Annotated in this window: 19 protein-coding genes; 8 read left to right on the top strand and 11 right to left on the bottom strand. The window is 34.6% G+C overall.

The window, feature by feature from the left end; translation table 11 throughout:
• Nucleotides 1–3: 3 nt before the first annotated feature.
• Nucleotides 4–750, top strand: coding sequence for an alpha/beta hydrolase (locus AB8B52_RS05995; protein WP_406026200.1), 747 nt, complete (start codon nt 4–6; stop codon nt 748–750).
• On the opposite strand, the gene AB8B52_RS05990 is transcribed toward AB8B52_RS05995, so the two are convergent.
• The 7 genes from AB8B52_RS05990 to AB8B52_RS05960 form a co-directional block, all read right to left on the bottom strand.
• Complete coding sequence (locus AB8B52_RS05990) at nt 732–1,235, bottom strand: hypothetical protein (protein ID WP_406026198.1); 504 nt, start codon at nt 1,233–1,235, stop codon at nt 732–734. The two genes, AB8B52_RS05995 and AB8B52_RS05990, sit on opposite strands and share 19 nt — an antisense overlap.
• An 80-nt stretch (nt 1,236–1,315) precedes the next feature.
• A complete protein-coding gene (locus AB8B52_RS05985; protein ID WP_406026311.1) occupies nt 1,316–3,799 on the bottom strand; it encodes a zinc-dependent metalloprotease in 2,484 nt (827 codons plus the stop codon).
• A gap of 88 nt (nt 3,800–3,887) precedes the next feature.
• Nucleotides 3,888–5,141: a hypothetical protein gene (locus AB8B52_RS05980; protein ID WP_406026196.1), complete on the bottom strand. Its 1,254-nt coding sequence runs from the start codon at nt 5,139–5,141 to the stop codon at nt 3,888–3,890.
• A 151-nt stretch (nt 5,142–5,292) separates the two neighbouring features.
• The gene (gene lysS / locus AB8B52_RS05975) at nt 5,293–6,981 is read right to left on the bottom strand and encodes a lysine--tRNA ligase (protein WP_406026194.1); all 1,689 of its coding nucleotides are present in this window, start codon (nt 6,979–6,981) and stop codon (nt 5,293–5,295) included.
• Between the two features lie 57 nt (nt 6,982–7,038).
• On the bottom strand, nt 7,039–7,929 hold the full coding sequence (locus tag AB8B52_RS05970) for a hypothetical protein (RefSeq protein ID WP_406026192.1): 891 nt from the start codon (nt 7,927–7,929) through the stop codon (nt 7,039–7,041).
• Nucleotides 7,930–8,070: 141 nt separating this feature from the next.
• Nucleotides 8,071–8,478: a DUF1573 domain-containing protein gene (locus tag AB8B52_RS05965; protein ID WP_406026191.1), complete on the bottom strand. Its 408-nt coding sequence runs from the start codon at nt 8,476–8,478 to the stop codon at nt 8,071–8,073.
• 108 nt (nt 8,479–8,586) lie between these two features.
• Entirely contained in the window at nt 8,587–9,642 is a 1,056-nt protein-coding gene (locus tag AB8B52_RS05960; protein WP_406026189.1) for a response regulator transcription factor, read from the bottom strand.
• Between the two features lie 136 nt (nt 9,643–9,778).
• Between AB8B52_RS05960 and AB8B52_RS05955 the strand changes: the two genes are divergently transcribed.
• Both AB8B52_RS05955 and lipB read left to right on the top strand, forming a co-directional pair.
• The gene (locus AB8B52_RS05955) at nt 9,779–9,937 is read left to right on the top strand and encodes a YqaE/Pmp3 family membrane protein (RefSeq protein WP_406026187.1); all 159 of its coding nucleotides are present in this window, start codon (nt 9,779–9,781) and stop codon (nt 9,935–9,937) included.
• Between the two features lie 17 nt (nt 9,938–9,954).
• Complete coding sequence (gene lipB, locus AB8B52_RS05950) at nt 9,955–10,653, top strand: lipoyl(octanoyl) transferase LipB (protein ID WP_406026185.1); 699 nt, start codon at nt 9,955–9,957, stop codon at nt 10,651–10,653.
• Between the two features lie 24 nt (nt 10,654–10,677).
• Here lipB and AB8B52_RS05945 read toward each other — a convergent pair whose 3' ends face one another.
• From AB8B52_RS05945 to AB8B52_RS05930, 4 genes are all read right to left on the bottom strand, one after another.
• Nucleotides 10,678–10,902, bottom strand: coding sequence for a hypothetical protein (locus AB8B52_RS05945; protein WP_406026183.1), 225 nt, complete (start codon nt 10,900–10,902; stop codon nt 10,678–10,680).
• 132 nt (nt 10,903–11,034) lie between these two features.
• Nucleotides 11,035–12,084 carry a nucleoid-associated protein gene (locus AB8B52_RS05940; protein WP_406026181.1) on the bottom strand — a complete coding sequence of 350 codons (1,050 nt, stop codon included), beginning with the start codon at nt 12,082–12,084 and terminating at the stop codon, nt 11,035–11,037.
• Between the two features lie 90 nt (nt 12,085–12,174).
• Nucleotides 12,175–14,538: a ribonuclease HII gene (locus tag AB8B52_RS05935; protein ID WP_406026179.1), complete on the bottom strand. Its 2,364-nt coding sequence runs from the start codon at nt 14,536–14,538 to the stop codon at nt 12,175–12,177.
• A 33-nt stretch (nt 14,539–14,571) separates the two neighbouring features.
• A complete protein-coding gene (locus AB8B52_RS05930) occupies nt 14,572–15,174 on the bottom strand; it encodes a ribonuclease HII (RefSeq protein WP_406026177.1) in 603 nt (200 codons plus the stop codon).
• Between the two features lie 213 nt (nt 15,175–15,387).
• Between AB8B52_RS05930 and AB8B52_RS05925 the strand changes: the two genes are divergently transcribed.
• The 5 genes from AB8B52_RS05925 (at nt 15,388) to AB8B52_RS05905 (ending at nt 26,103) form a co-directional block, all read left to right on the top strand.
• Entirely contained in the window at nt 15,388–18,465 is a 3,078-nt protein-coding gene (locus tag AB8B52_RS05925; RefSeq protein ID WP_406026175.1) for a SusC/RagA family TonB-linked outer membrane protein, read from the top strand.
• Nucleotides 18,466–18,477: 12 nt separating this feature from the next.
• Nucleotides 18,478–19,971, top strand: coding sequence for a RagB/SusD family nutrient uptake outer membrane protein (locus AB8B52_RS05920; RefSeq protein WP_406026173.1), 1,494 nt, complete (start codon nt 18,478–18,480; stop codon nt 19,969–19,971).
• A gap of 18 nt (nt 19,972–19,989) precedes the next feature.
• Nucleotides 19,990–20,844 (top strand): hypothetical protein, encoded by an 855-nt coding sequence (locus tag AB8B52_RS05915; RefSeq protein ID WP_406026172.1) that lies wholly within the window; start codon nt 19,990–19,992, stop codon nt 20,842–20,844.
• 1,233 nt (nt 20,845–22,077) lie between these two features.
• Nucleotides 22,078–24,012 carry a S8 family serine peptidase gene (locus tag AB8B52_RS05910; protein ID WP_406026170.1) on the top strand — a complete coding sequence of 645 codons (1,935 nt, stop codon included), beginning with the start codon at nt 22,078–22,080 and terminating at the stop codon, nt 24,010–24,012.
• A gap of 129 nt (nt 24,013–24,141) precedes the next feature.
• Nucleotides 24,142–26,103, top strand: coding sequence for a putative porin (locus tag AB8B52_RS05905; RefSeq protein ID WP_406026168.1), 1,962 nt, complete (start codon nt 24,142–24,144; stop codon nt 26,101–26,103).
• Nucleotides 26,104–26,375 lie beyond the last annotated feature (272 nt).

Here is a 26,375-nt window from a genome sequence, read left to right as displayed (position 1 = left end):
GTTATGATTACATCAGCCCTTTATTTTTTTCAAGAAAAACTATTGTTTTTACCGAGTACCTTAGAGCAAAACTATCAATATGAGTTCAATCATAATTTTGAAGAACTATTTTTAGAAACTGAAGAAAACACGACTATAAATACCCTTCATTTTAAAGTAGAAAACCCAAAAGGAGTCATTTTATATTTTCATGGTAATGCAGGTGATTTAAGTCGTTGGGGAACGATTGCCGAATCGTTTTTGGATATGAAATATGATGTTTTGATTATGGATTACAGAACCTACGGCAAAAGCACAGGAAAACTAAGTGAAGAAGGGTTTTATAGGGATGCTCAATTTTGTTACGACTTCTTGTTAAACCATTATTCTGAAAATCAAATTACCTTATACGGCAGGTCTTTAGGCACAGGAATTGCCGCGTATGTGGCATCAAAAAACAATCCAAAACAACTCATTTTAGAAACGCCTTATTACAGTATTTTAGACGTAGCTAAAGGTCGTTTCCCAATCCTCCCTGTAAAACAGTTATTGAAATATCACTTTCCGACGTATCAGTTTTTACCGAAATCGAATTGTCCTATTACGATTATTCATGGTACAGAAGATCGCATTGTGCCTTATGAATCGGCAGAAAAACTATTAGAATTAAAACTTGAAAATTTAGAGTTTGTAACGGTTGAGGGAGGAGGTCATAATGATTTAATTTTATTTGAGGATTACAGAAATATAATTTATGCCTGTTTGAAGTAATCTGATTTTAACAATAAAACACTTTTGTAAAGCATATACAATATCGGTAATCCTGATGCTGTGACTAAAGCTAGAACTGCTAATGATAATTTAAAGCCTATAAAAGGCACTTTATTAACGCTCGAGAGTATATCTGTTTTATTAAATAAGTAATAAGCATTGGCTATGGATAGCGCAATAAAGAATGTAATAATACTATTTTTTATCAATGGATAATCTGGAAGGTTTGATAGTTTTTGCACAAAGATAAGAACTGCAATACCAGTAATAATTGCTGCAAAAACTAAACAGGTTATAATTTGCTTTTTGGCTTCATAGCCACTACTAAAACGCTTATTAATAGTTAAACAATCTGAACAATAATTTTTGTTATTATGGATACAGGTATGGCACATACCGCGTTTACAGCTATCACATTTTTTCTGCAAAAACAAATTTGGATGGGTATGGCAAAAGTACAATGCTTTATGGTTGAGCTCATTCATGCGGACTAATGTATAAATGTTTCAATAAAAAAGGCTTCAAAATGAATTGAAGCCTTTCAAAATATATACTAATTTAAGTTTTACTTAGGATCCAAAATTAAATTCACACGCTCAACAGCATCTGCAATATGAATTCTACTCATAGCATCTCCACCACGAGCATTTCTCAATTGAGAACGTAACGATTTTAATTCAGCTCTTACAACCGCTCTAATATCAGATTGACTGGTATTAACAGCTGTCATTTTAACGTAAGGACTAAACGTTCTTCCGCTTTGATTTTCAGCAGTCATTAAGTACGCTAATCGATCAATATATGCACGTTGTAAATTACGTCTGTAAGTATCAATTTTCTTACCTGTACGTAGTTCACTCCAAACACCTGTTCTTAGATCTTTCATCATTTCTGGCAGTGCATAAGCATTACTATCGTAGGTATGTGCTTCAGTTAAACGTTGCATTTTGCCTAAACTCATAATATTGTTAAGCGTTCTTGCTTGCATTGAACGCACACGCTCTACAGAACCTGTAAATTCAATACGATCAAAAATAGTTTTGTCAATTAACCATTGTGGTGTTTCAAATAGATGCTTTTGGATGAATGCCATCGCTTCTTTTTGGTGATCTTTAGCCACAGCAGTGTAAACCGCTCCTTCTTGGTCAGCAGCCTTGTAATGTTCGTAAACTCCACCAATATTGTTAGAGACATGTCCCATGTAACGATTAAATTGAGATATGACATGACCGTACATTTCTTGTAAATCGTCATAATCTTCACCAGCTTCTGTAGTCCATTCGATTAAGTTTGGTACAATACGCTTTAAGTTTTTAATACCATAATCACTCGCTAGCATCGCATTATCACCTAAGTCTTCTGTTTGTGAACTCGGATCTACAACATCACCAGCCTGTTGGTGCCCAAAACGATACATTGGGTCTCCAGCATGTTCCATAATCCATTGGTTAAGAATTGGTTTTTCTTCTTCTGCTGTTTTCTCTAAAATTGGTTTGTAGCCCCAAGCAATAGCGTATTTATCATAAATACCAATATTTGGCATTAATGCGACACCTTCATCTCCAGGTTGTGCTACGTAGTTAAAACGTGCATAATCCATAATAGATGGTGCTGTTCCGTATTTTTGAGTAAACTCAGCATCACGCAGTTTTTCAACTGGGTAGGCAACACTACTTCCCATGTTATGCGGTAAGCCAAGTGTGTGACCTACTTCATGTGCAGAGACGAAACGAATTAAACGTCCCATAACTTCATCCTTAAATTGTGGACTTTGCGCATCTGGATTAATTGCTGCTGTTTGTACAAAAAACCAGCCTCGCAATAAGGACATCACATTGTGGTACCAATTGATGTCGCTTTCTAAGATTTCACCAGTTCTTGGGTCGCTAACGTGCGGTCCATTTGCATTTGGAATAGGTGATGCTAAATAACGTACTACCGAGTAACGCGCATCTTCTGGGCTCCATTCTGGATCTTCTTCAACAGTTGGTGGATCTTTAGCGATGATGGCATCTTTAAAACCTGCAGCTTCAAAAGCTACTTGCCAATCTTCAATACCTTGTTTAATGTATGGTCTCCATTTTTTTGGTGTTGCACGATCTATATAATAAACGATTTGTTTTTTCGGTACAACCAATTCACCACGCTTAAATTTCTCAATGTCTTCATCTTTAACTTCGAGTCTCCAACGGTCTAAAAACATGAGCGTTTTACTCTTTTGGTCTTCTTGTCCATAATCAGTTTGGCCTCTCGCAAACCAACCCACACGTTCATCGAAATAACGACGTTTCATTGGGTTATCTGGCAAAAGAATCATAGAGTTATTAATCTCAATAGAAATACTCCCTGTACTTGAGTTAGATGGTGGACGACCAGCTGCATACGTTTTTACATGTCGTGCTTCGATATTTTTAGGATAACTTTTAATGTTCTCGATAAAAGATTTATCGCTTTCTAAACGTGTTATTCTGTAAGGTGTTCTTCTAAATTGCGGCAGTCCCAAAGATTTAACGTCTTTCTCAAATAGTGGTGAAGCATCAATAACCGTACTTGTAGAATCTTTACTAAACGCGGCAATTGGAAAGGTGAATAGAACCGGTTCGAAGTTAGAATTTAAAACGGCTTCACTAACAGGTAGTGAATCTGCTGCAACCACGTTGTAGGATACTACTCTAAGCACTACTTTCTTATCTTTCTTTTCCCAGCGGAGTACTTGCTCGTTTTGCTTTCCACCGCCAAAACCAAGTCCAGAAGCTGCCTTTGCAATACGTGTTACCATCAACATTTCTCTATTAAACAGAGAATCTGGTATTTCATAATAAAACTTATCGTCTACAGTGTGCACTGTAAATAAACCTTCATCGCTTTTAGCTTCTTTAGTAATGACTTTGTCATAAGGTTTTGGATCGTTTTTTCCAGGTTTTTTTCCAGGAGGTTTTGCCATCGTTGTGGCATCTTTTGATTTTCCGGCTTTTTTTGCTGTGGAGCAAGAAAACGCCAAAAAAGCTGAAACTACAAGTAGTAGCTTAATGGTTAGGTGTTTCAAAATAGTCAGTTTTTAAAATTTTGTATGAAAATAAGGATTATACAAAGAATTTGCTCCTTGCTAAACTGACTTTAGTATTTCTTTAACGCGCTTAGTCGAGCGTTGCGAGATACTCGTTTATTAAAGCCACTCCTTCTGTATGTAATATCGAGGTGCCAATAAAAGGCATTCTGATACCATCTTCGAGTGCATTAATTCTGTAATCCATAAGGAAGGTCTGCGATGCAATATTGGTATCTTCTAAAGTAGTTTCAAAGGCAAAATTCAATGTAGATTCGTCATCACAAGTGCCTCCAGTAATATGACAATGCGCACAATTGATATCCATGTAAGCTCTAGCTCTCATTTCTAGAGGAAGCGAAGTGTCTTCCCAATTAGGAAGGTTTCTAACAAACGAACTGCTTGCCAAACCTGTTAAATGCTGGTTGGCAATAAATTGTTCTAATTGATTAACACCATTAATGTCAAAGTTCATGGTTCTTAATTTTGGACCAATAGGTCGCATCACGTTGTTATTGCTGTGGCAAGTAAAACAATCTGTGTTGGAAGGAATTTTATAAGTTATTGAATTTGAAATACCTTCTGCATCAACCCAAGTGATTGGTAAGGTGCTTCCTTCTAAGTCTAAAACGGCTTCGGTTTGCGATTCGTTCCATTTGTAATCTCCAGTTTCCCAAGTGCCATTGATTAAAATTAAAAGCCGCGTTTCTATAATTTGTCGACCTAAAGATAAATCGCGTTCATCAAAATTATAAAAGAAAGTTTTGGCAATAACGGTATTTTCAGGAAAAATTGGTAAACCATCTCCATCAAATTCCATACTTGTTCCTTCTGGTAAAGCAATGGTACGTTGCTTGTGTGCGTAATCCGTAAACAAAGGAGTACTTAATTTATATTCAAAACCGTAAGGTGTAATTTGTAAATCTTTGAGATTACCCACAAATAAATTGATTTCAGATAAGGTGGGTCTCAATTCAGCTACTACAGCATCTATTTCGGTTGTGAAACTGAATGGGTTGGTGACATCACTTGAATTATTAAGACTACAATCCGTTTGAATGTAAACATCGTAGGTAGTGCTGCCTTGTAAATTGGTGAGTTGTGCAGTCGCATCTGTTATAGAAATACGAGTTCCGCTACCTAATGTAAATCCTGAAACACCATATTCTAAGGTGTAGGTTGCAGATGATACAGCCATTTCCCAAGTAATTACTGCAGACGTATTGGTAATTGAATTTGAAGTGATGTTGGTTACGGTTGCGCAAACAGGAATAAGTTCATCGTCTTTGTCACATGAAAAAACAAGACTTACCAATAGGCTCAATAGTACTATTCTTTTTAACATTTGGGTGTTTTTCTAATCTATAGCTAGTTACGAATATAAGGAATTCTTTTTTTTCGAAGATTTAAATCCGCTGTGGTGTTTGTTTTTGCTTTCAAAACAAAAAGGAACTACCTCTCGATAATTCCTTTTCAAAATTTATATGTAATCGGTTTTAAACGATCTCAACAAACAAACCATCATCCGTTTTTTCAACCTTCGTTAAGCCATGTTTGCCTAAACCTTTGATGCCTTTATCCCAGCCTTTATTACTTAAGCCAGATTTAGATTTCAACGCATTTAAATCCATCCGTTTTTTCGCTTTCAAAGCTTCAAAAATGGCTTTTTCGTTATCGCTGAGCTCTACTTTTTTACGTTCTGGTCGCATTTGAGGAAAAAACAACACTTCTTGAATACTCTGATTATTAGTTAAGAACATGATTAATCGGTCCATGCCAATGCCCATGCCAGATGTTGGTGGCATGCCGTATTCTAAGGCTCGTAAAAAGTCTTCATCTATAAATTCAGTTGCTTCGTCATCTCCTTTTTTAGCTAATTTTAATTGGTGCTCAAAACGTTCGCGCTGATCTATGGGATCATTAAGTTCAGAATACGCATTGGCAATTTCTTTACCACAAACCATCAATTCAAAACGCTCTGTTAATTCTGGGTTTTCTCTGTGCTCTTTGCACAACGGACTCATCTCTTTTGGATAGTCAGTAATGAAGGTGGGTTGAATATAATTACCTTCACACTTTTCGCCAAAAATCTCATCAATCAGCTTGCCTTTACCCATAGTGTCATCTACTTCGATATGCATGCCTTTTGCAGCTGCTCTAATCTCGTCTTCAGATTTATTATAGATGTCAAAACCTGTGAATTCTAAAATAGAATCACGCATGGTAATGCGCTTGTATGGTGCTTTAAAGTTGATGTTGTGTTCCCCAAAAGTAGCTTCTGAAGTGCCGTTAACAGCCATTGCGCAATGTTCTAATAATTGCTCGCAGAAATCCATCATCCAGTTGTAATCTTTGTAAGATACATAGATTTCCATGGCAGTAAACTCTGGATTATGCGTTCTATCCATCCCTTCGTTTCGGAAGTTTTTTGAGAATTCATAGACACCGTCAAATCCACCAACGATTAAACGTTTTAGGTACAATTCATTCGCAATTCGCATGTACAACGGAATGTCTAAACTGTTGTGATGCGTTATAAACGGACGTGCAGCCGCTCCACCAGGAATTGGTTGTAAAATAGGTGTTTCGACTTCAAAATAACCAGCATCGTTAAAAAATTGACGCATCGCATTAAACAATTTGGTACGCTTTACAAAAACGTCCTTTACATGAGGGTTTACAACCAAATCTGCATAGCGTTGTCTGTAACGCATTTCAGGATCTGTAAACGCATCATAAGTTTTACCATCTTTTTGCTTCGGAATTGGTAATGGTTTAAGCGCTTTACTTAATATTTTAAAATTTTTAACCATGACGGTTTTCTCACCAACTTGAGTAGTAAAAAGTGTGCCTTCAACACCAATAAAATCTCCTAGATCTATTAATTTTTTAAAGACATCATTGTATAATGATTTGTCTTCACCTTCACAGATTTCATCACGATTAAAATATAATTGAATACGACCTTCACTGTCTTGTAATTGCGCAAAAGAGGCTTTACCTTGAATATTATGAACCATTAAACGCCCAGCAATAATGACGGGTTTACCTTCTTCAAAGTCAGATTTTATCTGTTTCGATGTATGATTAACCGGAAATAAATCGGCTGGATACGGGTTGATCCCTAAAGCTCTTAGCTTGTCTAACTTTTGGCGTCTTACTAATTCTTGTTCTGAAAGTTGCATTCTTGTTATTTTAGAAGTGCAAAATTACACTTTTTACAAAAATTAGAGACCTCCTTTTTAGTTTGATTTTATAACCTGAAGATTTTCTTTAAGATTGTTATGGTCAGGAAATAATTTTATGGCATTACTTAGCACTTCTAAAGCTGCTTCTTTTCTGCCAGAGACGCCTAAGGTATTCGCTAAACTCATATAAGATCTTGGTTCATTAGGAAAAAGTTTGGTGTTAAAAGTAAATATGGCAATGGCCTCATCGATTTTTTGCGTACCGTAAAGTATTCTGCCATAGGTGTTCAGTTCATACATGCTTGAAACTTTACCATCAAATTGTTTTAAGAGTTTATTTTGTTTACGTTTTAAACCTTTAGGTCCTTTTGTCTTAAGGATATTGTGGATGGTAGTTACAATTTGATAATTAGATGTATAGTCATTTACAGTGATGATATTCTGAATATCTTCTTCAAAAGTAGTGATAGGATGTTCTACGATGCGATTCGTTTCTTTACCGTTTTTATAGAAGATTACAGTTGGTACGCGATGAATGTTTAGCCCCTTTTCTTCGTGCTGTGGACTTTGTTTATACATGTCTGGTTTTGCGCTCACAGCAACGACCGTTAACTGATCCATTGAAAAATTGCATGCTTCTAAAACTTTATATAAACGAGGCACTTCTTTTTTGCTGTCGCCACACCAAGTACCCATAAATAATGTGATAGAATAATTTTTTAGTTCTGAAGATATGGCGTTTGTTATTTTTGAATTAGGCTGGTAATCGTCATAGTTTTTAGTAAACCAAGACTTGTAATTGTCTCCTTCTAAGCCGATTTTGTCAATTTTCCCGAGTAGAAAAGGGGTTTCGCCTTCGTTTGTAATTTCTTGATTTAGGGTTTGTGCATAGTTTTGACATGCACATAGTAATGTAATTATGATTGTTAAAATGTTCGTTTTCATTTTGATGAATTTGATTTAATAAATGATTGAAAAATGTCAGGCTGAGCGCTCCCGATAATTGTCGGAACGAAGTCAATAGGAAATTTAACTTTCAAAGCATTTCGACGACGTTAAATGTGACATTAAGGGTAAGGTGATTTTTCACTTAGAAGGAACAATATTCCCTTTTATTTTAAGGATTTTGTTGCCACCTTCAGCATTAGACATAACAGTTACGGTCTTTGTAAAAGCACCAAGTCTTTTAGTATCGTACTTAATGTTTAATTCTCCAGTTTCATTAGGCATAATTGGTGCTTTAGAATAACTTGGCACTGTGCAGCCACACGATGTTTTAACCTTTGTGATTAGTAAAGGAGCATCACCTGTATTGGTAAATAAAAAGAGTCTTTTGCTTTCAGAGTCTTGAGTGATAGTTCCATAGTCAACTACTTCAGTTTTGAATTTCATAATAGCGATTTTAGAATCGTATTTGTCAAATTCAGTTGGTGCTGCGTTAAAAAAGCCTAATGCTAAGATTAACAAAATTGCAATGTTTAGTGTGCGTTTCATGATAAAAATGTTTAAAAATTAATATGAAACAAACATCAAGGATAAAACTGTGAATTCTGAAAAATGAAGGTTGGAAATCGGTACTAGTACCTAGGTTGAATTTTGTAACTATTTGATAAATAGCGATTTTGCATCGTCTCTAGATTGTACATTTAACTTCTTATAAATGTTATTGGTATGCGATTTTACGGTACTTACACTCAGAAAAAGTGATTCTGCAATGTCTTTATTCGTTTTATCCAAGAGTAAATGCTCTAAAACGACTTGTTCTTGTTTTGATAGCTTTGCTTTTAAATCTTCAAGTTTAGATGTGTTTCGTTTCCAAAATTGATAAAGGAAGAAAAGATTCAGCAATACTGACAGTGCTAAAATGGAGTAGAGAAGAGTGTTCCAATTCGAAGCTGTTTTTCCTGTTGAAGCAGCTAATAAATAACGATCTGCGGCTAATTCATTTCTATATTGTGTGGTGTAACTTGCATTAGGATAGGTGGTCTCTAAGCGTGTTTTTAGATGATCGTAATAACTATTTTGTTTTAAATCTTCAACATAATAGTTATGTAAATCGCTACTTCTATCCGACAAGTAGGCGTAGATATAAAGTTCCGCCAGAGGTTCATTTAAAGCTTCACCAAAATATTGAAGTGTTTTAAACCACTTTTTGTTATTCAATTTTCTATTAGCTTCACTTCTAAATTCGCCATAAGCAAAGCGCATATCGTTTTTTAAAGAATCTATTTTTACAAACGCATTGGCTTTAGGATTGTTAGATTCTACACGGCAGAATACTTGGTTCCCAAATGAAAAAGGCAGCTTTAAAGTATCTGAGTTTTTGGCAATAAATAGCAGTTCTTCGCTATCACTGCAATGCCCATTAAAGTGATTGACTCCTTGTTGAACTTCCGAACAGCGATCCACATGAATGCGATAAATACGATTTTCAGTATCTAACATATTTCCTTTAAATTCAAAGAAACCTGTGGAATCAGCTATGGTTTTTGCAATAATCTGTTCAGAATACACACCAGACATTTTTCTATAATCTTCTACGATGGATAGATATACCGATTTATCCCATTCATCTGTATTGGTATAGCCCGAAAACGAATATTGGGCTTCGCAAAATGCTGAAACAGCTAAAAACAACAACAAAATTTTTATGCGCATAGAACGAAACTACAAAAAATGCTTCTTTTAATTTCCTCAAAAGGGAAAAACTGTTGCTTTGTTAATGATATGTTCTAAAATGTAACATTTTTGATTAAAGTGCGTCATATAAACTCATCAAATCATCAAACGAATTATGAGTATCTGGCGTGTTATCCTTTCAATTATTTGTCCACCTTTAGCCGTTTTAGATAAAGGCTGCGGTTCTATTGTTATCACATTTTTATTATGGCTTTGCGGCTGGGTGCCTGGTGTTATTGCTGCTTTGGTCATTGTGAATAATCCAGAGCGATAAATTAGTATCTTTGCCTTATGAATAAGACGGTTAAATTTCAAGATTTAGGCACCAAAGATTTTAAGGATACTTGGGATTACCAAGAGACACTTTTTAAAGCGATTTTAGATACCAAAATTAAGAATAGAAGAGAGGCCGCATGTTTAGAAACAGCTAACCATTTTCTCTTTGTAGAACACCCTCATGTTTATACGTTAGGTAAGAGTGGCGATGTATCTAATTTGCTACTTTCTGAAACACAACTGACTGAAAAAGGAGCCACATTTTACAAAATAAATAGAGGTGGAGATATTACCTATCATGGTCCAGGGCAAATTGTTGGATACCCGATTTTAGATTTAGATAATTTCTTTACAGACATCCATAAATACTTACGCTTTTTAGAAGAAGTCATTATTCTTACGTTAGCAGAATACGGTTTAAAAACCGAACGCAGTCCTGGTGAAACAGGTGTTTGGTTAGATGTGGGCACTCCATTTGCACGTAAAATTTGCGCCATGGGAGTAAGAGCCAGCCGCTGGGTCACTATGCATGGATTTGCCTTAAACGTGAATGCCGATTTGGGTTATTTTGATCATATCATTCCATGTGGCATTCGTGGGAAGTCAGTCACGACTTTAAATAACGAATTAGATGTCGAAAAAGTTGATGAAGCCGAAGTTAAGACGAAACTTTTGAAGCATTTTGGGCAATTGTTTGAGGCTGAGTTTGTTTAAGGATAAAATTCGTTGATAGTTGATTTACTCAACAATCTCATAATCAATATCTAATTTACGCAATGCTCGCAAAGCAGAACCAGAGTTTTTATCAGCGACTTCAATAGCTACAGCATCACCTTCTAGGAGTATGTCTGCGAGTTCATTAGCCAATGAGTCATTTATGTGAGATGAAATTTCAGCAATACATTTGGCAATGGCTCTTTTATCGGGTCTTTGAGCATCACAAGACAATAAATTTAATTTCATTCTTATAAGGTTTGAATGTGCAAGATACTAATGTTAAGAGAAGATACTTCAGAATTATGAATAAAACATAATCGCACTTTATGCATCAAAACAGTCATTTTAAACTATTAGAAGGTCTCTCAGGTAAATTAATTAGCTTTCATCATTAAAAAATACCTTATAAAAGTGCATTTTTTTCTCATCGTCGTAACCACGTTCTAAATATTCTGCGGAAGCATCTGGTGCGTCAACATCGAGTTTAATTTGGATGTTGGTATCTAGTTTTATTTCGGTTTTAATCTTTTGTTTTTGCTTTTTTAAGGCAATTTCTGAAACGTCAAACTGGTTTCTAATCAATACTTTATTGTCCGTTTCGTAAACTTTCTTATAATCTTCAAACAGTTGAATTTTATCTTCTTCTTCAAAAATTGCTTCTTTGAAATTATCGATATTCACGATTTCATTTTCTTTGAAAAAGTCAACAGTTTTTGCTAAGAAATTGCTCTGTTCTTGGCCACCAAAATTAGGTTGTAAGACCTCTTTAGAAAACTCGCGACAAAGTTCAATACAATTTTTAGTGTGTTGATTGCTATCGTCTGGATATCTGATATTTAGAAAGCTTTTTATCCAGTATTGCGTATCGTAAGTATTATTATCTACGCTAAATACAATTTTGCCTTCCATATCAGAGGTATTTAAAATTAAACACCCTTTATCTACTTTTCGGGCTTGTATGCCTTTTTGTACTAAAATATCGTAGTTATTTTGCTCTAAATAAGTCTGAAAAAACTCCGTTTTATTTTCAATTTTGAAGATGCCAATCGCGTCCGTAAAAAAGTCTTCGTATTGTATGTTTTCAAAATGACAAATAAGCACATCACCAGTCTTAATTTGTGCGGAATTACTTTGCTCAAATAAGTGGGTCACAATGTGTTTAGAAACATCCACAAAATCAGCATCATCTTTAAAAAGTTGGTCGCTATAAGTGTTGATTTCATTGAGCCCTACGTCGCTATGATGATGAAAACGATAATTTTCTGCAACACTAACAAACGGCTTCAGAAGGTATGGAAGTATAAGATTATATGTGGCTTCATCAAAATCTACAATGGCATCTGAAAAGGCATTTTTTGTGCCATTAAATTTGTTGCCAACTTTGTGAATTATACAGCTTTTTAAGGACGCTTTTTGTCGTTTTATCATTTGTAAAATGGTCTTCTAAATGTTCAGAATACAATACTACAAAATGAAGTTCTTATTCCCATTAAAAACACCATCTAAATAGGTTTGTATTTAATTGATTTTATAAATAACAACGGTTTTGTCGTCTCCTTGTGTAATGAGTTCTAATCCCTTAGCGCTATCTAGTTGTTCTAGTGTTGCGCTTGCGGTACCAAAAACAGGAAAATTTGGAATGGGTTTTGCTTGACTATCAAAAAGATAGGCTTTTTTGGATTGTAAATCGGTCGTCGTAACGTAGATTTTATCATTGAGATAAAAAATTCGAGGTGCAGTGTAATCACCATAATCCAAATCTACCGTTCTCGATTTAATTTGTAATTTATTTTCTTTTAGGGAAACTAAAGTTTTACTCGTTGTGGTAATGTTATGCTTGTCCGTAAGGTTAAGATCTTTTGAACTCAGTTTGCCATGCGTATCTATTTGAACGAGTTGCCCAAGTGTATTGGTTGTTGTAAATTTATTTTGGTATAAAAACACGTCGTTTTCAGAAAAGCTAATTTGGTCTTTAATTTTCACTCTAATCGTACCTTGTCGGTTTAATATCTGAAGCGATTTGCCAGCACCAAACACAAGATAGTCCTTAGTTCCGATTCTAAAATGTTTAGGTTGCGTTGTAATGTTTGCACTATTGTCTTTGTAATCAAAACCACTTACGGATTGTCCTTTAGCAGTGTACATGAGAAGACTTTTACCTTGGGTAACGAGTAATCTGTAATCTTTTCGCTTGTCGTAATCAAAAACCGAAAGAGGTTGCGTAATTGGGTCTTTAAATTTTAAAGGAAAAGGAGAAACGTCGTTACCATTTCGATCCAAAACATACAACCGATTTGGTGTCGCAAAGGCCAATTGTAATCTTCCATTTTTGTACATATCAATTTGCTCTACTTGCCCTAAAATTTTACCTTGTAATTGTTTTTTCCATAGTATATTTCCAGAGCCTGAAATGAGATGTAATTGGTTATTTATATCTTGTACAATAATATCATGAGCCTTTGATACATGATTTTTAACGGTTTGAGGTGCTGATAAAATGGTCGCTTCAATTTGGGTTGTAAAAGCTTCAGTGACAGAATTTGATACCGCAGATTTTTTAAATTTTTGAATAATACCGTTGATATGGGTATAATGATCTTCCCGAATAAACTGAACCGCATTGGCATTATAGCCTTTGATGCTTTCGCCTAAAATTTCCGATAGACCATCAGCATTTTTAAAAATGAACAAAGAAGCTTCGTCACTAAGCTGAGCATTTATATTCTGAAAGGCATCTGAGTTGCCCAAGGTATTATTGTTTAAAGCATTCGTAAGAATAGACTTTAGGGTTTCTGTAGTATCCGAAAATACCATAAAATTCTCAAAAACTGCGAAGTAGTTGGCGTTTTCGAAGCTAATAAACGGTTGTAAATTAGTTTTGAAAAAATCCGAATCGCCAAATTCATAGATTTCAAAATCTCTGAAGTTTTCAATATTAGATTTATCTTCAATAGATTCTAAAATAAGATGAGCGTCTAATGTATGAAGCAATAACGCATTATCAATGAGTGCAATTTCGTTTGTAAAATTTAAGAACGATGCAGCATTGTCTAACGGCTTATCTTGTATAGCAGCCCTATTTTTGTTGAATACAGAAAAATCATCGTAACTAATACTAACCAAAGTCTGAGTTTGGGATGGAGCTATAAAAGGCGTGTTTGTTTTTTGCGGAATGGTATTTTTAAAACCGTCAAGATAATGAGAAATAGAATCTTGTGACGTTAGAATCCCATTATAGTGAAGATTTTGGTCTAAATTGTTGAAATCTAAAACTGTGAAATTCGTACTTTCTCTAGCGTCAATTTCTGTAAAGAGTAATTTAGAATAGGAAGTAGCTTCCGATTTAAACACAAGTGAAGCAACAGATTTCTCATTCGTCGTTTCTATTAATTTGCTGAGTGTAGCATTCTCATTTTTAGAATTTAAATTTTTGATAAGTTCTAAATTGTTTGAACCAGCAAAAGTTTTCCCTATGATTTTATGATAAATGGTGTCTTCGTCTATTTGAGTTTTATTAATGTTGAAATTAACTAAGGTTTCTGAAATGTGATTAGGAAGTGAATCTACTACAAAAAGTGTACTATCGTTTTCTGTAAGAATTACATAATCGGAATGCTTCGAATCGGTAAAGGCAAGATAAACCTGTTTCGTAGTGTTTAGATGTTTTAAAATGGAGCTTGGTTTTTTTAAATCAGAATTAAAAAGACCAGAAAAAACAGCGTTATGTTCTAAGCTGTTAAGAAAATCGCTAAGCTCATTCACTTGTATGATGGTAGAGCTCTCACTGGGAATAAATTGATACGCCTGTTTTGTTTTATCGTAATCTTTTTGGCAAGCGGATAATAAGGTGAACACTATTAATAAAAAACCGTATCGCTTCATTACTACAAATATTTAGATCACAAATATAAAAAGTTATAGATCCATTTGGTATTGCTCAGGCAATAATCTAAATGATTTTCTATGATATTTGGTAATGCCGTAGGTTTTAATAGCGGCTCTGTGTTCTTTTGTAGGATAGCCTTTATTCTGCTTCCAGTTGTACATCGGAAATTCTTCATGTATTTTTTTCATGTAGTTATCTCTATAAGTTTTGGCTAATACAGAAGCAGCGGCAATACTTAAAAATTTACTATCACCTTTTATAATCGTAGCATATGGAATCGATTTATAGGGTTTAAACCGATTGCCATCAACAATGATATATTCCGGAGTCGTTTTTAATTGTGAAATAGCACCATGCATTGCTTTTATCGAAGCATTTAAGATATTAATGGTATCAATCTCAGATTCAAAAATATGCTGAACGCCAAAGGAAATACTTTCAGACGCAATAATCGGTTTTAGTAAATCTCTGTTTTTTTCTGAAAGTTGTTTTGAATCATTTAATAGTGCATTTTGAAAAGATAGCGGTAAAATAACCGCTGCGGCTGTTACAGGACCAGCTAAACAGCCTCTGCCTGCTTCATCTGTGCCAGATTCCAAATCAAAAGAAGAAAATTGAATTTTTAAAGTCAAACTGTTAAATTTTCAACAAAGTTAAAATTTTAACGCAACCCTTTTACTCTTTTTACATCTAAGTATTGAGTTGACTGCTAGAAACATTGAAAATTTAGTTTGACGCTTTAATCAAGACAATATAAAAGTATTAACATTTTTTTGGCAAAAATGCTTGGTTATTTAATATTAAATTAAGATGTTTGCAACTAGACTAACTCAAATAATTGTTTTATGAAATTAAAATTAACATGGTTATTAACGCTTTTTATGGCGTTCGTGATGCAGTTTTCTTTTGCACAAGAGAAAACGGTTACAGGTACAGTTACAACAGCAGAAGATGGTTTGCCACTTCCAGGTGCTACAGTAATTGTAAAAGGGACCTCAAGAGGTCAACAAACGGACTTTGATGGAAAATATTCTATTAGAGTAGATATAGGTGATGTTTTAGTCATTTCCTATGTAGGTATGTTAGATGCCGAGCAAAAGATTGCTTCTGGTAATACTTATAACATAGCATTGAAGTCAGATAACGCGCTCGACGAAGTTGTTGTAATTGCTAATATTACACAGACTAAAGAGAAATCGACGGTTGCTTCAACAAAACTAACAGCAAAAGCTATAGAGAGTAGACCTAACCCAAGTTTAGTTCAATCTTTAAATGGTCAAGTTGCTGGGCTTAATATTACGACCAATTCAGGTCAGCCAGGTGGTAATTCAACTGTTAATCTGCGTGGTATTACTTCTATTAATGGTGATACAGAACCATTATTTATTATGGATGGAGTTCCAATTGATCAAGATAATTTTAGATCATTAAACCCTCAAGATATCATGTCTATTGATGTTTTGAAAGATGCTGCAGCTACTGCAATATATGGAAACAGAGGTGCTAATGGTGTAGTCGTTATTCAAACTAGACGAGGTGAATACGGTGAAGGTTTAAAGATTAATTACAACGGATTTGTTGCATACAGTACATTACAAGGTAATGATTATAACACTATGTCTTCTCAGCAGTTATTGACCTATGAAAGAGATAGGCAGCAAGGTGCTGGTGCTGGTGTTAGTCAAAGTGTTTTTAATCCTGGTCAGGGAACTCCGCTTACAGATCAGCAAATTGCTGATGCCCCAAACTTTGCATGGGACGAGTTTTTCTTTAGAACAGGTGTTACTCAAAGTCACAACGTGTCTTTAACAAGTGGCAGTGAAAGAGCTACGCAATTTACGTCATTCGGTTTTCAAGATACGGAAGGTATTTTGGTAAACAGTAGTCTGAAAAGATTCAACGTAAGAAGTAACGTTACAGGTAAATCAGCAAATGAAAAGTTTAATTATTCAACTAATATAACACTTAACTACTCTGATAGTGGTGAGCCTAATAATATTGGTGGAAACGGTATTAATCGAAATTTTATAATTGGTGCTTTTGAAGCGGTTCCTTATGTTACTGCTGATGATTATACAAATGGTGCGGATTTATTAGCTCCTTTATCATTTACTAATACACCATTATTTTTACAGGATTTATTAAATACGTTTACAATTCAAGATGAAGAATTGAAGATTGTAGCAAGCGCTAATTTTAGTTATCAGTTAACAGATTGGCTTTCAGCTAATACTACGCTAGGTGCGGATTACCAAAATGTCATCTTTTTGCGAGCTGAAGATCCTAGATCTTTTAACGCCTTATTATTTGGTGGAGCGCAAAATCCAACTGGAGGTTTTCAACAACAAGATACTAGAAGACAACTTGTTTTTAATTCGATAACATCATTAAATGCGTCTAAGACTTTTGATAAGCATACGGTTGGTGCAGCGGTGTATACTGAATACAACAAAAATCATCTTAGACAATTTGGTTATTTTGCAAATGGTTTAAACCCAAGTACGTTTTCACCAGGTGATGGTAGTGGTTTAGTGCAACAAGCTGGTGGTTTATTTAATGACGAGGCTAGTGCTCAAATATTAAATACGGGATTATTTTCAGTCTTCGGAACGGTAGATTATGATTTTGATTCGCGTTATGGTTTTAGTGGTTCTGTTAGACGTGATGCTTCAAGTCGATTTATAAATGATTTTCAATGGGGTACGTTTTGGTCTGTTGCTGGTCGTTGGAATATATCTAATGAAGCGTTTATGGATAATTCAGTATTCAATACGTTAAAATTAAGAGCGTCTTATGGTATTACTGGTAATCAGTTTGTAGATGGTACATTATTTGGTCTTCCTGATAATTATTTAGATTTGTTTTCTTCTGGTGCTGGTTACGGTAACCTAAATTCTTTTAATTTGGCTCAAATTGGTGTTAGAGATACAAGATGGGAAGAAGTGGAGCAAGCTAATATTGGTTTAGATTTTGGCGTATTTAATAATAGATTAAGAGGTTCGTTTGATGTTTACCAAAAGAGAACATTAGATTTATTCCAAGATTCCCCTACTAGTGCGGTTCTTGGTGTTACATCTTTAAGAGTAAACACGGGGAATTTAATAAATAGAGGTGCCGATATTAGCGTAGATTATGATATTTTTCGTTCTGCACAAAGTGATGGGTTTAATTTGACAGCTGGTGTTGTTGCGAATTTCAACAGAACAGAATTAGAAAGTCTTCCAAATCCGGAAGGTGAAATTATTCAAGGTGGAGCTTTTTCTGTAGGTTTAGGTCAAAATGGTGGTGAGCTATTTGAGTATTTCGGTTTGCGTTATGCAGGTGTTAATCCAGCAAATGGTGAATTATTATTTTTAGATGCTGCTGGAAATCTTACTGAAAATCCTGATCAAGATGGTGATCGTGTTTGGTTAGATAAAAATCCTTTGCCAGACTGGACAGGGGCGTTTAAATTAGATGTATCATACAAAGGGTTTTACTTAAACCAACAATGGGCATTCGCAACTGGGGTTTACAGAGTAGATACTGATTATGCAAGTTTAGTTGATCAAGATGACGTTGGGCAGTTTAATTTATCTGCCGATGTACTTACTGAATGGTCACAGCCTGGTGATATCACTAACATACCTTCACCAACTGCAGCAAATAGGAATTCGTTTGCCTCTGATCGTTTTCTTAGAAATGCTGATTTTTTAAGACTTCGTTTTATGACTTTTGGCTACAGTTTCAACCAAAAAATGCTTGAAAACATTCCGTTTTCAAAGGTCAATCTTTATGTTAGTGCGGAAAATGCGTTGACGTTTACTGAATGGCGAGGTAATGATGTTGAAACGCGAAGCGTCAATACTGCCGACGGTGTTACAACAGGTAGAGGTTATCCAACTCCTCGTACATTTTCATTTGGTGTTAATTTAGGATTTTAAAAAAAAGTAATTATGAAAAAAAATATTTTTAGTTTAATTTGTTTAGTAACTATATCGCTATTCTTAGGATGTGAGGATAGTTATGAAATTGATCAGGTTGGTAGGCTAGATGCTGCCAATGCTTTTAGAACTGTGGAAGATTTGCAGTCTGGATTACTTGGTGTTTATCGTCAGTTAGATGTAACTCCAGAGATGGCATTATCCGCTAATTTTACGGATGAGGTAGCACCAGCTTTTGATTCTGGTGGTCAGGGGTTTCAATTGTACGATTTTATTATTAATGCGGCGAGTGCTGCATCAACTGACTTTTGGGTTAGAAATTATAGAGTTAACAATAGGGCAACCCTTTTAATAGATGCTGCCAATAATATTACTCCAGAGGCTGGTGAAGAATCGGATTATAATAACATTCTTGGTCAAGCACATTTTATAAGAGCTTGGGCTAATTTTGAATTATTATTATATTTCAGTACTGATCCAACTAATGATGCTGTTTTAGCGGCACCTATTGTTGCTGCCGTGCCTGATGCTACGGTTCAACCTAGACGTAATACTACTGGTGAAATGTGGGATTTTATTAATAGCGAAATTGCAATAGCTCAAGATCTCGTAGAAACTCAGTCTAATCCTACTTTTGTGTCAGTTGATGCAATTAACGCCTTTAGAGCACGTTTAGCCTTAACTAGAGGTGATTATGCTTCTGCTGAAGCATTAGCGTCTCAATTGCTTAACTCATATGGTTTAGCAAATCAGACACAATATACTAATATGTGGTTTGATAATGATAATACGGAGATTATTTGGAAATTAGAACGTACACTTAACGATGCATACGACGGTCAGGGTTCTACTGGTTCAGTTTTTGCTGGTGGTTGGGCTGGTGCTGTTTTTGCCTTTGTAGATGCGACGTTTACAGGTGGGGCTTATTTTGAGATGGACAGAAGTATTTTTGATGCTTTATTACCTGGTGATATTAGACGTGATGTAATGGTGGCACCATCTTCTATTATTAGTTCAGATTACCTTAATGATCCAGATCCTGTAAATAATGATGTCTTAATTATTCAGAAATATCAAGGTTCAGAAGGGCAACCGCTTATGAACGATCTCAAAATATTTAGATCATCTGAGATGTTATTAATCGCAGCTGAAGCTAGAGCTTATCAAAACAATTTGTCAGGTGCAGCGAGCTTAATTCAACAGCTTAGAAATGCAAGGTTTGGTACTACACAACCTTTACCTACTTACGGTTCTTCACAAGAGGCTATAGGTGCAGTTTTAGATGAAAGAAAAATTGAGCTTGCTTTTGAAGGTCATAGATATAAGGATCTCAAGCGTTCTGGTATCGCTGGAAATAGAGGGATTGATAGAGATGTTATTGCATGTGAAATACAAAGTGGTGCATGTACTTTATCTGCAGATGATTTTAGATTTTCTTTGCCTATACCTATAACCGAAATAAATGCTAACCCAGGAATTGCAGAACAACAAAATCCTGGTTATTAATCCTATAACTTTTTTAAGATGAAAAATATATATAAATTTTTAATACTTACAGTGGTTACTGTTTTTTTAGTCGGATGTGATGAAGAATTGGTTGCCATTGACAATAACACGTTTGTACAATTAAAAGATGGTAGTCCAATTAGTCTTCCTGAAAATAGTGGTCAAGTAGTGTCAATAACAGCGCAATTAGGTTCGCCTCAAACTGTTGATGTAACAATCGATTTCGAAGCAGATGGTGACGCTTCTAGATATGCATTATCGAGCGGTTCAATTGTTATTCTAGCAGGTGAGACTGAAGGTATAGTTGAATTCACACCAATTGATGATGATGAGATTAATGGTGATGTAGATATCACAGTGGCGATATCTTCATCTAGTGATTTACCTGTCGGTATTGCTGGGTTAGGTTCTGGAGCAAGTCAAGTTATTACTATTGTGGATGATAATGTACCTTGTAATAATTTCGTTTTAACATTTGTTACTGATAGATGGGGTTCTGAAATTATTTGGGATATTGTAGACGCAAGTGGTGCTGTGGTTGCAACAGGTGGTCCATATACGGATTTAGCGGCTAACGGTGACACTTTCACTGATGAGGCTAATATACCTTTAGAGGATGGTTGTTACACATTTAGAGCTTTTGATTGGTATGGTGATGGTTATAGTGCAGGTGGTGCGTCTTATGAATTATCTTGTGGAGCGTTAAGCGCTGGGATAGGTGATGGTGCGTTAGACGGTATTCCAGGATTAGACATTAGTACAGTCCCTGTTAACTCGCTCTATGGATCTCAGTTTAGAGGTGCATCTGCGACATCTGGTGCTGCACCTTTTGCTAATCATGCAGAATCATTTGATTTTTGTGTAAATCAATAATTATTTGGTTTTTATGTAGATAATACATAAAGAACTATCTATAAATATAAATCCTGTGAAGTTCGCTTTACAGGATTTTTCTGTTTTTATATTATTTTTAGCTTAAGAGATTTTATTCATCTAATGAATTTATTAAAGAAGTCATCTTGACTTTTTAAATTTATAAAATTGCTTTAATCCAATGTCTATAAAAACCATGAAGTTAAATCCTTTTCAGCGTGTTATGTTAGCTCAAACGATTTAAAAGTGAACGGAAGCTTGCTATATCTAAGCGTTAGTTTGTTCAACTGAATAGCATTCTTTATATAGCTTTTCATCAAAATAATGGTGAGTATCTTTATGAGCATTACGTTTGTTAGAACAAATATTTGCCACTGTTACCTTGTTTTCGCATTTATCTCTTAATTTTTGACTGTCAAAAGCCTGCTTATGCATTGATAAAAAGACTGTTTACATTGATTTCGGCTTGTTTTAATCTACATACTACGCATTCAAACTCAACGTCCATATCAAATAAATTATGGTGTTGTCCTGATATAGGTTCTAACATAGCTAACGGTAGCCCTTGCCTATGTGTTACGAATAGTGCGTTAGTGGTTTTTCGTTTTTTATAATTTTATAACCTTCTTGCGCTCTTTACTTCTAATGCTATAGTATGACTACTATATAAATCGCCACTCGATATGTAATTCTTTGATGGATTGTTTTTTAAAAGCTGTAAGCAAAAGGAATTCTAAACATCTTGTTTACACCACTTTGATAATGACCAAATACAGTTTTTTAATGCAGTTTTTCATTACTAAAAAGCGTCTAAATAGGTAAATACTCCCACTGAATACTTGGTTTAACTTAAATAAAATAGTGTTAAGAAGCTTATATAGAGGTGTTTTGGGCTTAAAACCTTTTTTTAGTTCTGCTAAGATGGAACGATTTCTAATTCTATCAAATCATTGTTGAGTACTTGGTGCACTCGGTGGTAAGTTTATGTTTGGTAAAACATATATACAACCCTTTTATTATATCAACAATAGCTAAGATAACTTCATTTTAAATTAAACCAAATTAATAGCTTTTTATCTTTTATTTAATCGTGAAATTTGAGATTTCGTTTTTTATCTTAATAAGCTAGGTCTAGGTGAAAAAATGTATGCGGCATATAGTCGATTTTTTTGTTAAATTATGGACTAATTCATAAGTAATTATATAAATAGTGTATTTTTATAAAAAAAACTTATGAAGAATTTTATATTTCTATGCTTTATCGTTCTAATTTCAAATGCTGCGTTAGCACAAGAAATGAGTAAAGAACAATTTAATAGTTTGTCCGAGGAAAACAAGACGTTATACAATAGATTGGTCATCGAACATATAGAAAGAGAAGCTAGAGTTAACGCTTATTTATTAAGTAAAGGTGTTAAAAGACGCCACGTGAATGCTGATGGTTCTGAGTTCGAAATACGAGACATAATTAATGGCCATCCCATTTATTATGCCACTGACAATACGGAGGCTGCAATTGCAACTAAGACCAATCAGTTACAAGTAGGCGGTGCTTTAGGTTTAGATTTGGATGGTAGTGGTATGACTGTAGGTGTCTGGGACGGTGGGCCAGTTCAAAGTTCGCATCCTGAATTTGCAATTCCCCCTATAAGTTCAAGAGTTTTAGGAATTGATTCTGAGACACCTGATGGTGATTCTGGTTTTAGTAATCACGGAACCCATGTTGCTGGTACAATTGGAGCAAGTGGTGTAGATCCATTAGCTAAGGGTATGGCAACAGCTGTAGAGATTAAGTCCTACGGTTGGATAAATGACTACAGTGAAATGATCACTGCTGCAACAGATATTAATAATCCTATTTACTTGTCTAATCATTCTTACGGAGTGCCAGTAAGTACGTATGTAGATACTAGTAGTGAAGAAGTTATGGGGGCGTACATACAAGATTCTCGTACCATAGACGAAATTGTATATAATAATCCTAAATATTTACCTGTTTTATCTGCTGGTAACTCTGGAAACACAACTTATTCTGGACAAAATTTCCCTGGCCTAGATAAACTTACAGGTGATAAAACAGGGAAAAATAATTTAATTATTGCTAACGCAAATCCTTTTGTTTCTGGTGGTATTGTAGTAAATCTAACAATTAATTCAAGCAGCAGTCAAGGACCAACAGATGATCTTAGAATCAAGCCAGACATTGCAGCAGATGGTACAAATGTGTATTCACCAACTACAGGAAATTCATATTCAACCTTTTCTGGTACATCTATGGCGGCTCCTAATACTACAGGTACTTTGGTACTTCTACAACAATATTACAGTCAGCTTAATGGAGGTGTATTCATGGATGCGTCAACCTTAAAAGCAATTGTTTGTCATACAGCTGTAGATGACAATGCCAAAGCAGGTCCAGATGCTAGGTTTGGTTGGGGTTTTCTAGATGCTAAAGCATCTGCTGAAGTAATTGGTGGTGCAAATACTAATGAAGCCGTCTTAGAAGAATTAACGCTTAGTAATAATGGCACTTATACTTATACATTTAGTTCAGATGCGGGAAGCAAATTAAGTGCTACCATATGTTGGACAGACGTACCTGGAGCTGTTTCTAGTGGTACGCTTAATGATCCAACTCCTGCTTTGGTTAATGATTTAGATTTAAGAATAACTAAGGATGGTACAACCTTTTTGCCTTGGAAGCTAAGTTTATCACCTATTGGTGGTTTAGCAAATACAAAAGGAGATAATGTGGTCGATAATGTTGAACGTATTGATATTGATACACCTGAGGCAGGAGAGTACACCTTAACAGTAACGCATAAGGGAACTTTGCAAGGGGTTGCAAACAATCAAAATTTTTCATTAGTAGTAACAGGAAATAACCTGACACTTGGTGTAGATGAGAATAATCTATCTAGGAGTTTAAAGCTATTCCCTAACCCTAATAATGGCGAGTTTACTATTAGTTTTGATTCTAATGCTACTAGTGATGTAAAATTAGATATTTATGATATTAGTGGCAGAACGGTCTATAATAATAGTTTTGTGAATTCATCACAACAATTCAATGAAACAATAGATTTGAAAGGACTTCAATCTGGTGTTTACATTGTAAATATTACAGAGGGCAATAAAACATCATCACATAAAATGATTATAGAGTAATAATTAATTTGTCATAGACATAAAGACCAACAAATTTGTTGGTCTTTTTTATGTTAAGTAATTTTAAAATTTGGTGTTGTAAACAATAATTTATGGTTTAATTTGTTCGATAATTCATAAGTCTAATTCATGAATATAAAATATACCATTATATCTGTCTTTTGTTTGTTTACGATGAGTGGTTTCGCTCAATCAAGTCCAAATGGTAAGGGATTGGCGAATAGACTAGGTCAAACCTCAGAAGACTCGTTGTTAGTCAACCGCGCAAAAGGTTTCAAAGAAAAGGCAACTATAGATATGTATCTCCAATTCAATACTGAATTAGATTCAATAAAAGTAGATACAACCATATCAATTCAAAAAGACTACAAATTCAATTACCTCCAAAAGGATAATTTTGGTTTAATGCCATTTGCTAATATTGGGCAAACTTATAATAGCTTAACTTTTAACGCGTTCGAAAATAACACAGTGCCGGCATTTGGATCTAGAGCACGTCATTTTAATTATTTAGAGCACGAAGATATATTGTTTTACGAAGTGCCAACTCCATGGACGCGTTTAACTTATAAAACCGCTTTTGAACAAGGGCAAGTTTTAGATGCTTTTATTACGGTCAATTTATCTAAGCAATTTAATTTTAGCCTTGCTTATAAAGGATTAAGATCCCTTGGAAATTATCAAAATGTGTTGACCAGTACCGGCAATTTTCGTTTCACTTCCCATTATCACGCAAAAAATGGCCGATATCATGCCAAAGGATATATCGTTAGCCAAGATTTATTGAATCAAGAGAATGGTGGATTAAGAACAGAAGATTCAGAGAATTTTACATCAGGTAATGAAGAGTTTTTAGATCGATCTGTTTTTGAGCCTAATTTTGATAATGCCGAAAATATTTTAAGAGGTAAACGATTCTATTTTGAACATTCCTACAGTATCACCAAGAGTAACGACTCTGTAAATAATATCGTATTAATTAATAAAATGACTTTGGAAGATAAATCGTATCAGTTCGATCAGGCTTCAGCTGCTGATGGTTTCTTTGGTGATACGTTTACCAATAGCATAAGGGATAGGGTAACATTAGAAAATTTTCAAACCTCACTGGGTTTAAGCTATACAAATAGTACTATTGGTAATCTAAAATTTGCAGTCAATTATACAGATGTCAATTACGGTTATAATAGTGTGGTGTTGTTTCCTGAGGCGGTGATACCAAACCGAATTAAATCGAATTTCCTAGGTTTAGAAGGTGCGTATTCAAAGGTATATAAAGGATTTAGTATATCAGGTAAAGGTGGAATAAACCTATCAGATATATTTGTAGGGAGTTTTTTAGATGGTTCCATTAGTCTCAAGCTTAATGAAGATATAGCTTTGTTAGGTGGTGTCTCCATTAATTCAAGATTAGCCAACTATAACTATTTGCTATATCAGAGTGATTATATCAATTACAATTGGTATAATATGGATAATTTTCAAAACGTAAACACACAGCAATTAAAATTTAACTTACAGTCAGAAAAGTTCTTTAATGCATCTCTCGATATTTCTAACATCGATAACTTCACCTATTTTAATTTAGAAGAAACAGCAGATGATGTAAATAGTATTAAGCCGAATCAATTTAATAAGCCACTTCAATATCTAAGATTAAAGCTTCAAAAAGAGTTTAAGTTGGGTAGCTTCGCATTAGATAACACAATGATGTACCAAAATGTTGTTAGTGATGAGGATGTTTTAAATGTACCAGCAATAATTACGCGCAATACACTATATTATACAAAGCAACTATTTAAAAAAGCGCTAACGCTACAAACAGGTGTTACACTCAATTACTTTACTGCTTATAATATGGATGGTTATGATCCGTTATTAGCAGAATTTTATACTCAAAATGAAACGGAATTAGGAGGCTTTCCGAGATTAGATTTCTTTCTAAACGCCAAAGTGAGGCAAACACGTATCTTCTTAAAAGCAGAACACTTTAATTCATCATTCACAGGTTTCGATTACTTTTCTGCTCCAAATAATCCTTATAGAGATTTTACAATTCGCTTCGGTTTAGTTTGGGATTTCTTTTTATAACATTCTTTACCGCCTTTATCTTTTGTTTTTAATTATGAAAAGACCTGTGCTATTTACTACATCTTTTTCATGCTGAACGTGTTTGAGTATTTAGAGATAATGATTGTATTGCAGAAGTTTTATTCTTGATGATGAAATAAAGAAGTATGCCGTTTTAATTTGGAAGAAGTGATTAGGTCTTATATATTAAGTTGTTGATTATGGAATAATGTTTAACGCGTGTATTAATGGTAGTTTGGTTTAGGGTAATATTTTGTATTTGTTTAGTTTCA

The sequence above is a fragment of the Winogradskyella sp. genome (assembly GCF_045105575.1).
Taxonomy (GTDB): Bacteria; Bacteroidota; Bacteroidia; order Flavobacteriales; family Flavobacteriaceae; genus Winogradskyella.
The sequence above is the reverse complement of the archived record's forward strand: the minus strand, read 5'-3'. Positions and strand labels throughout refer to the sequence as shown.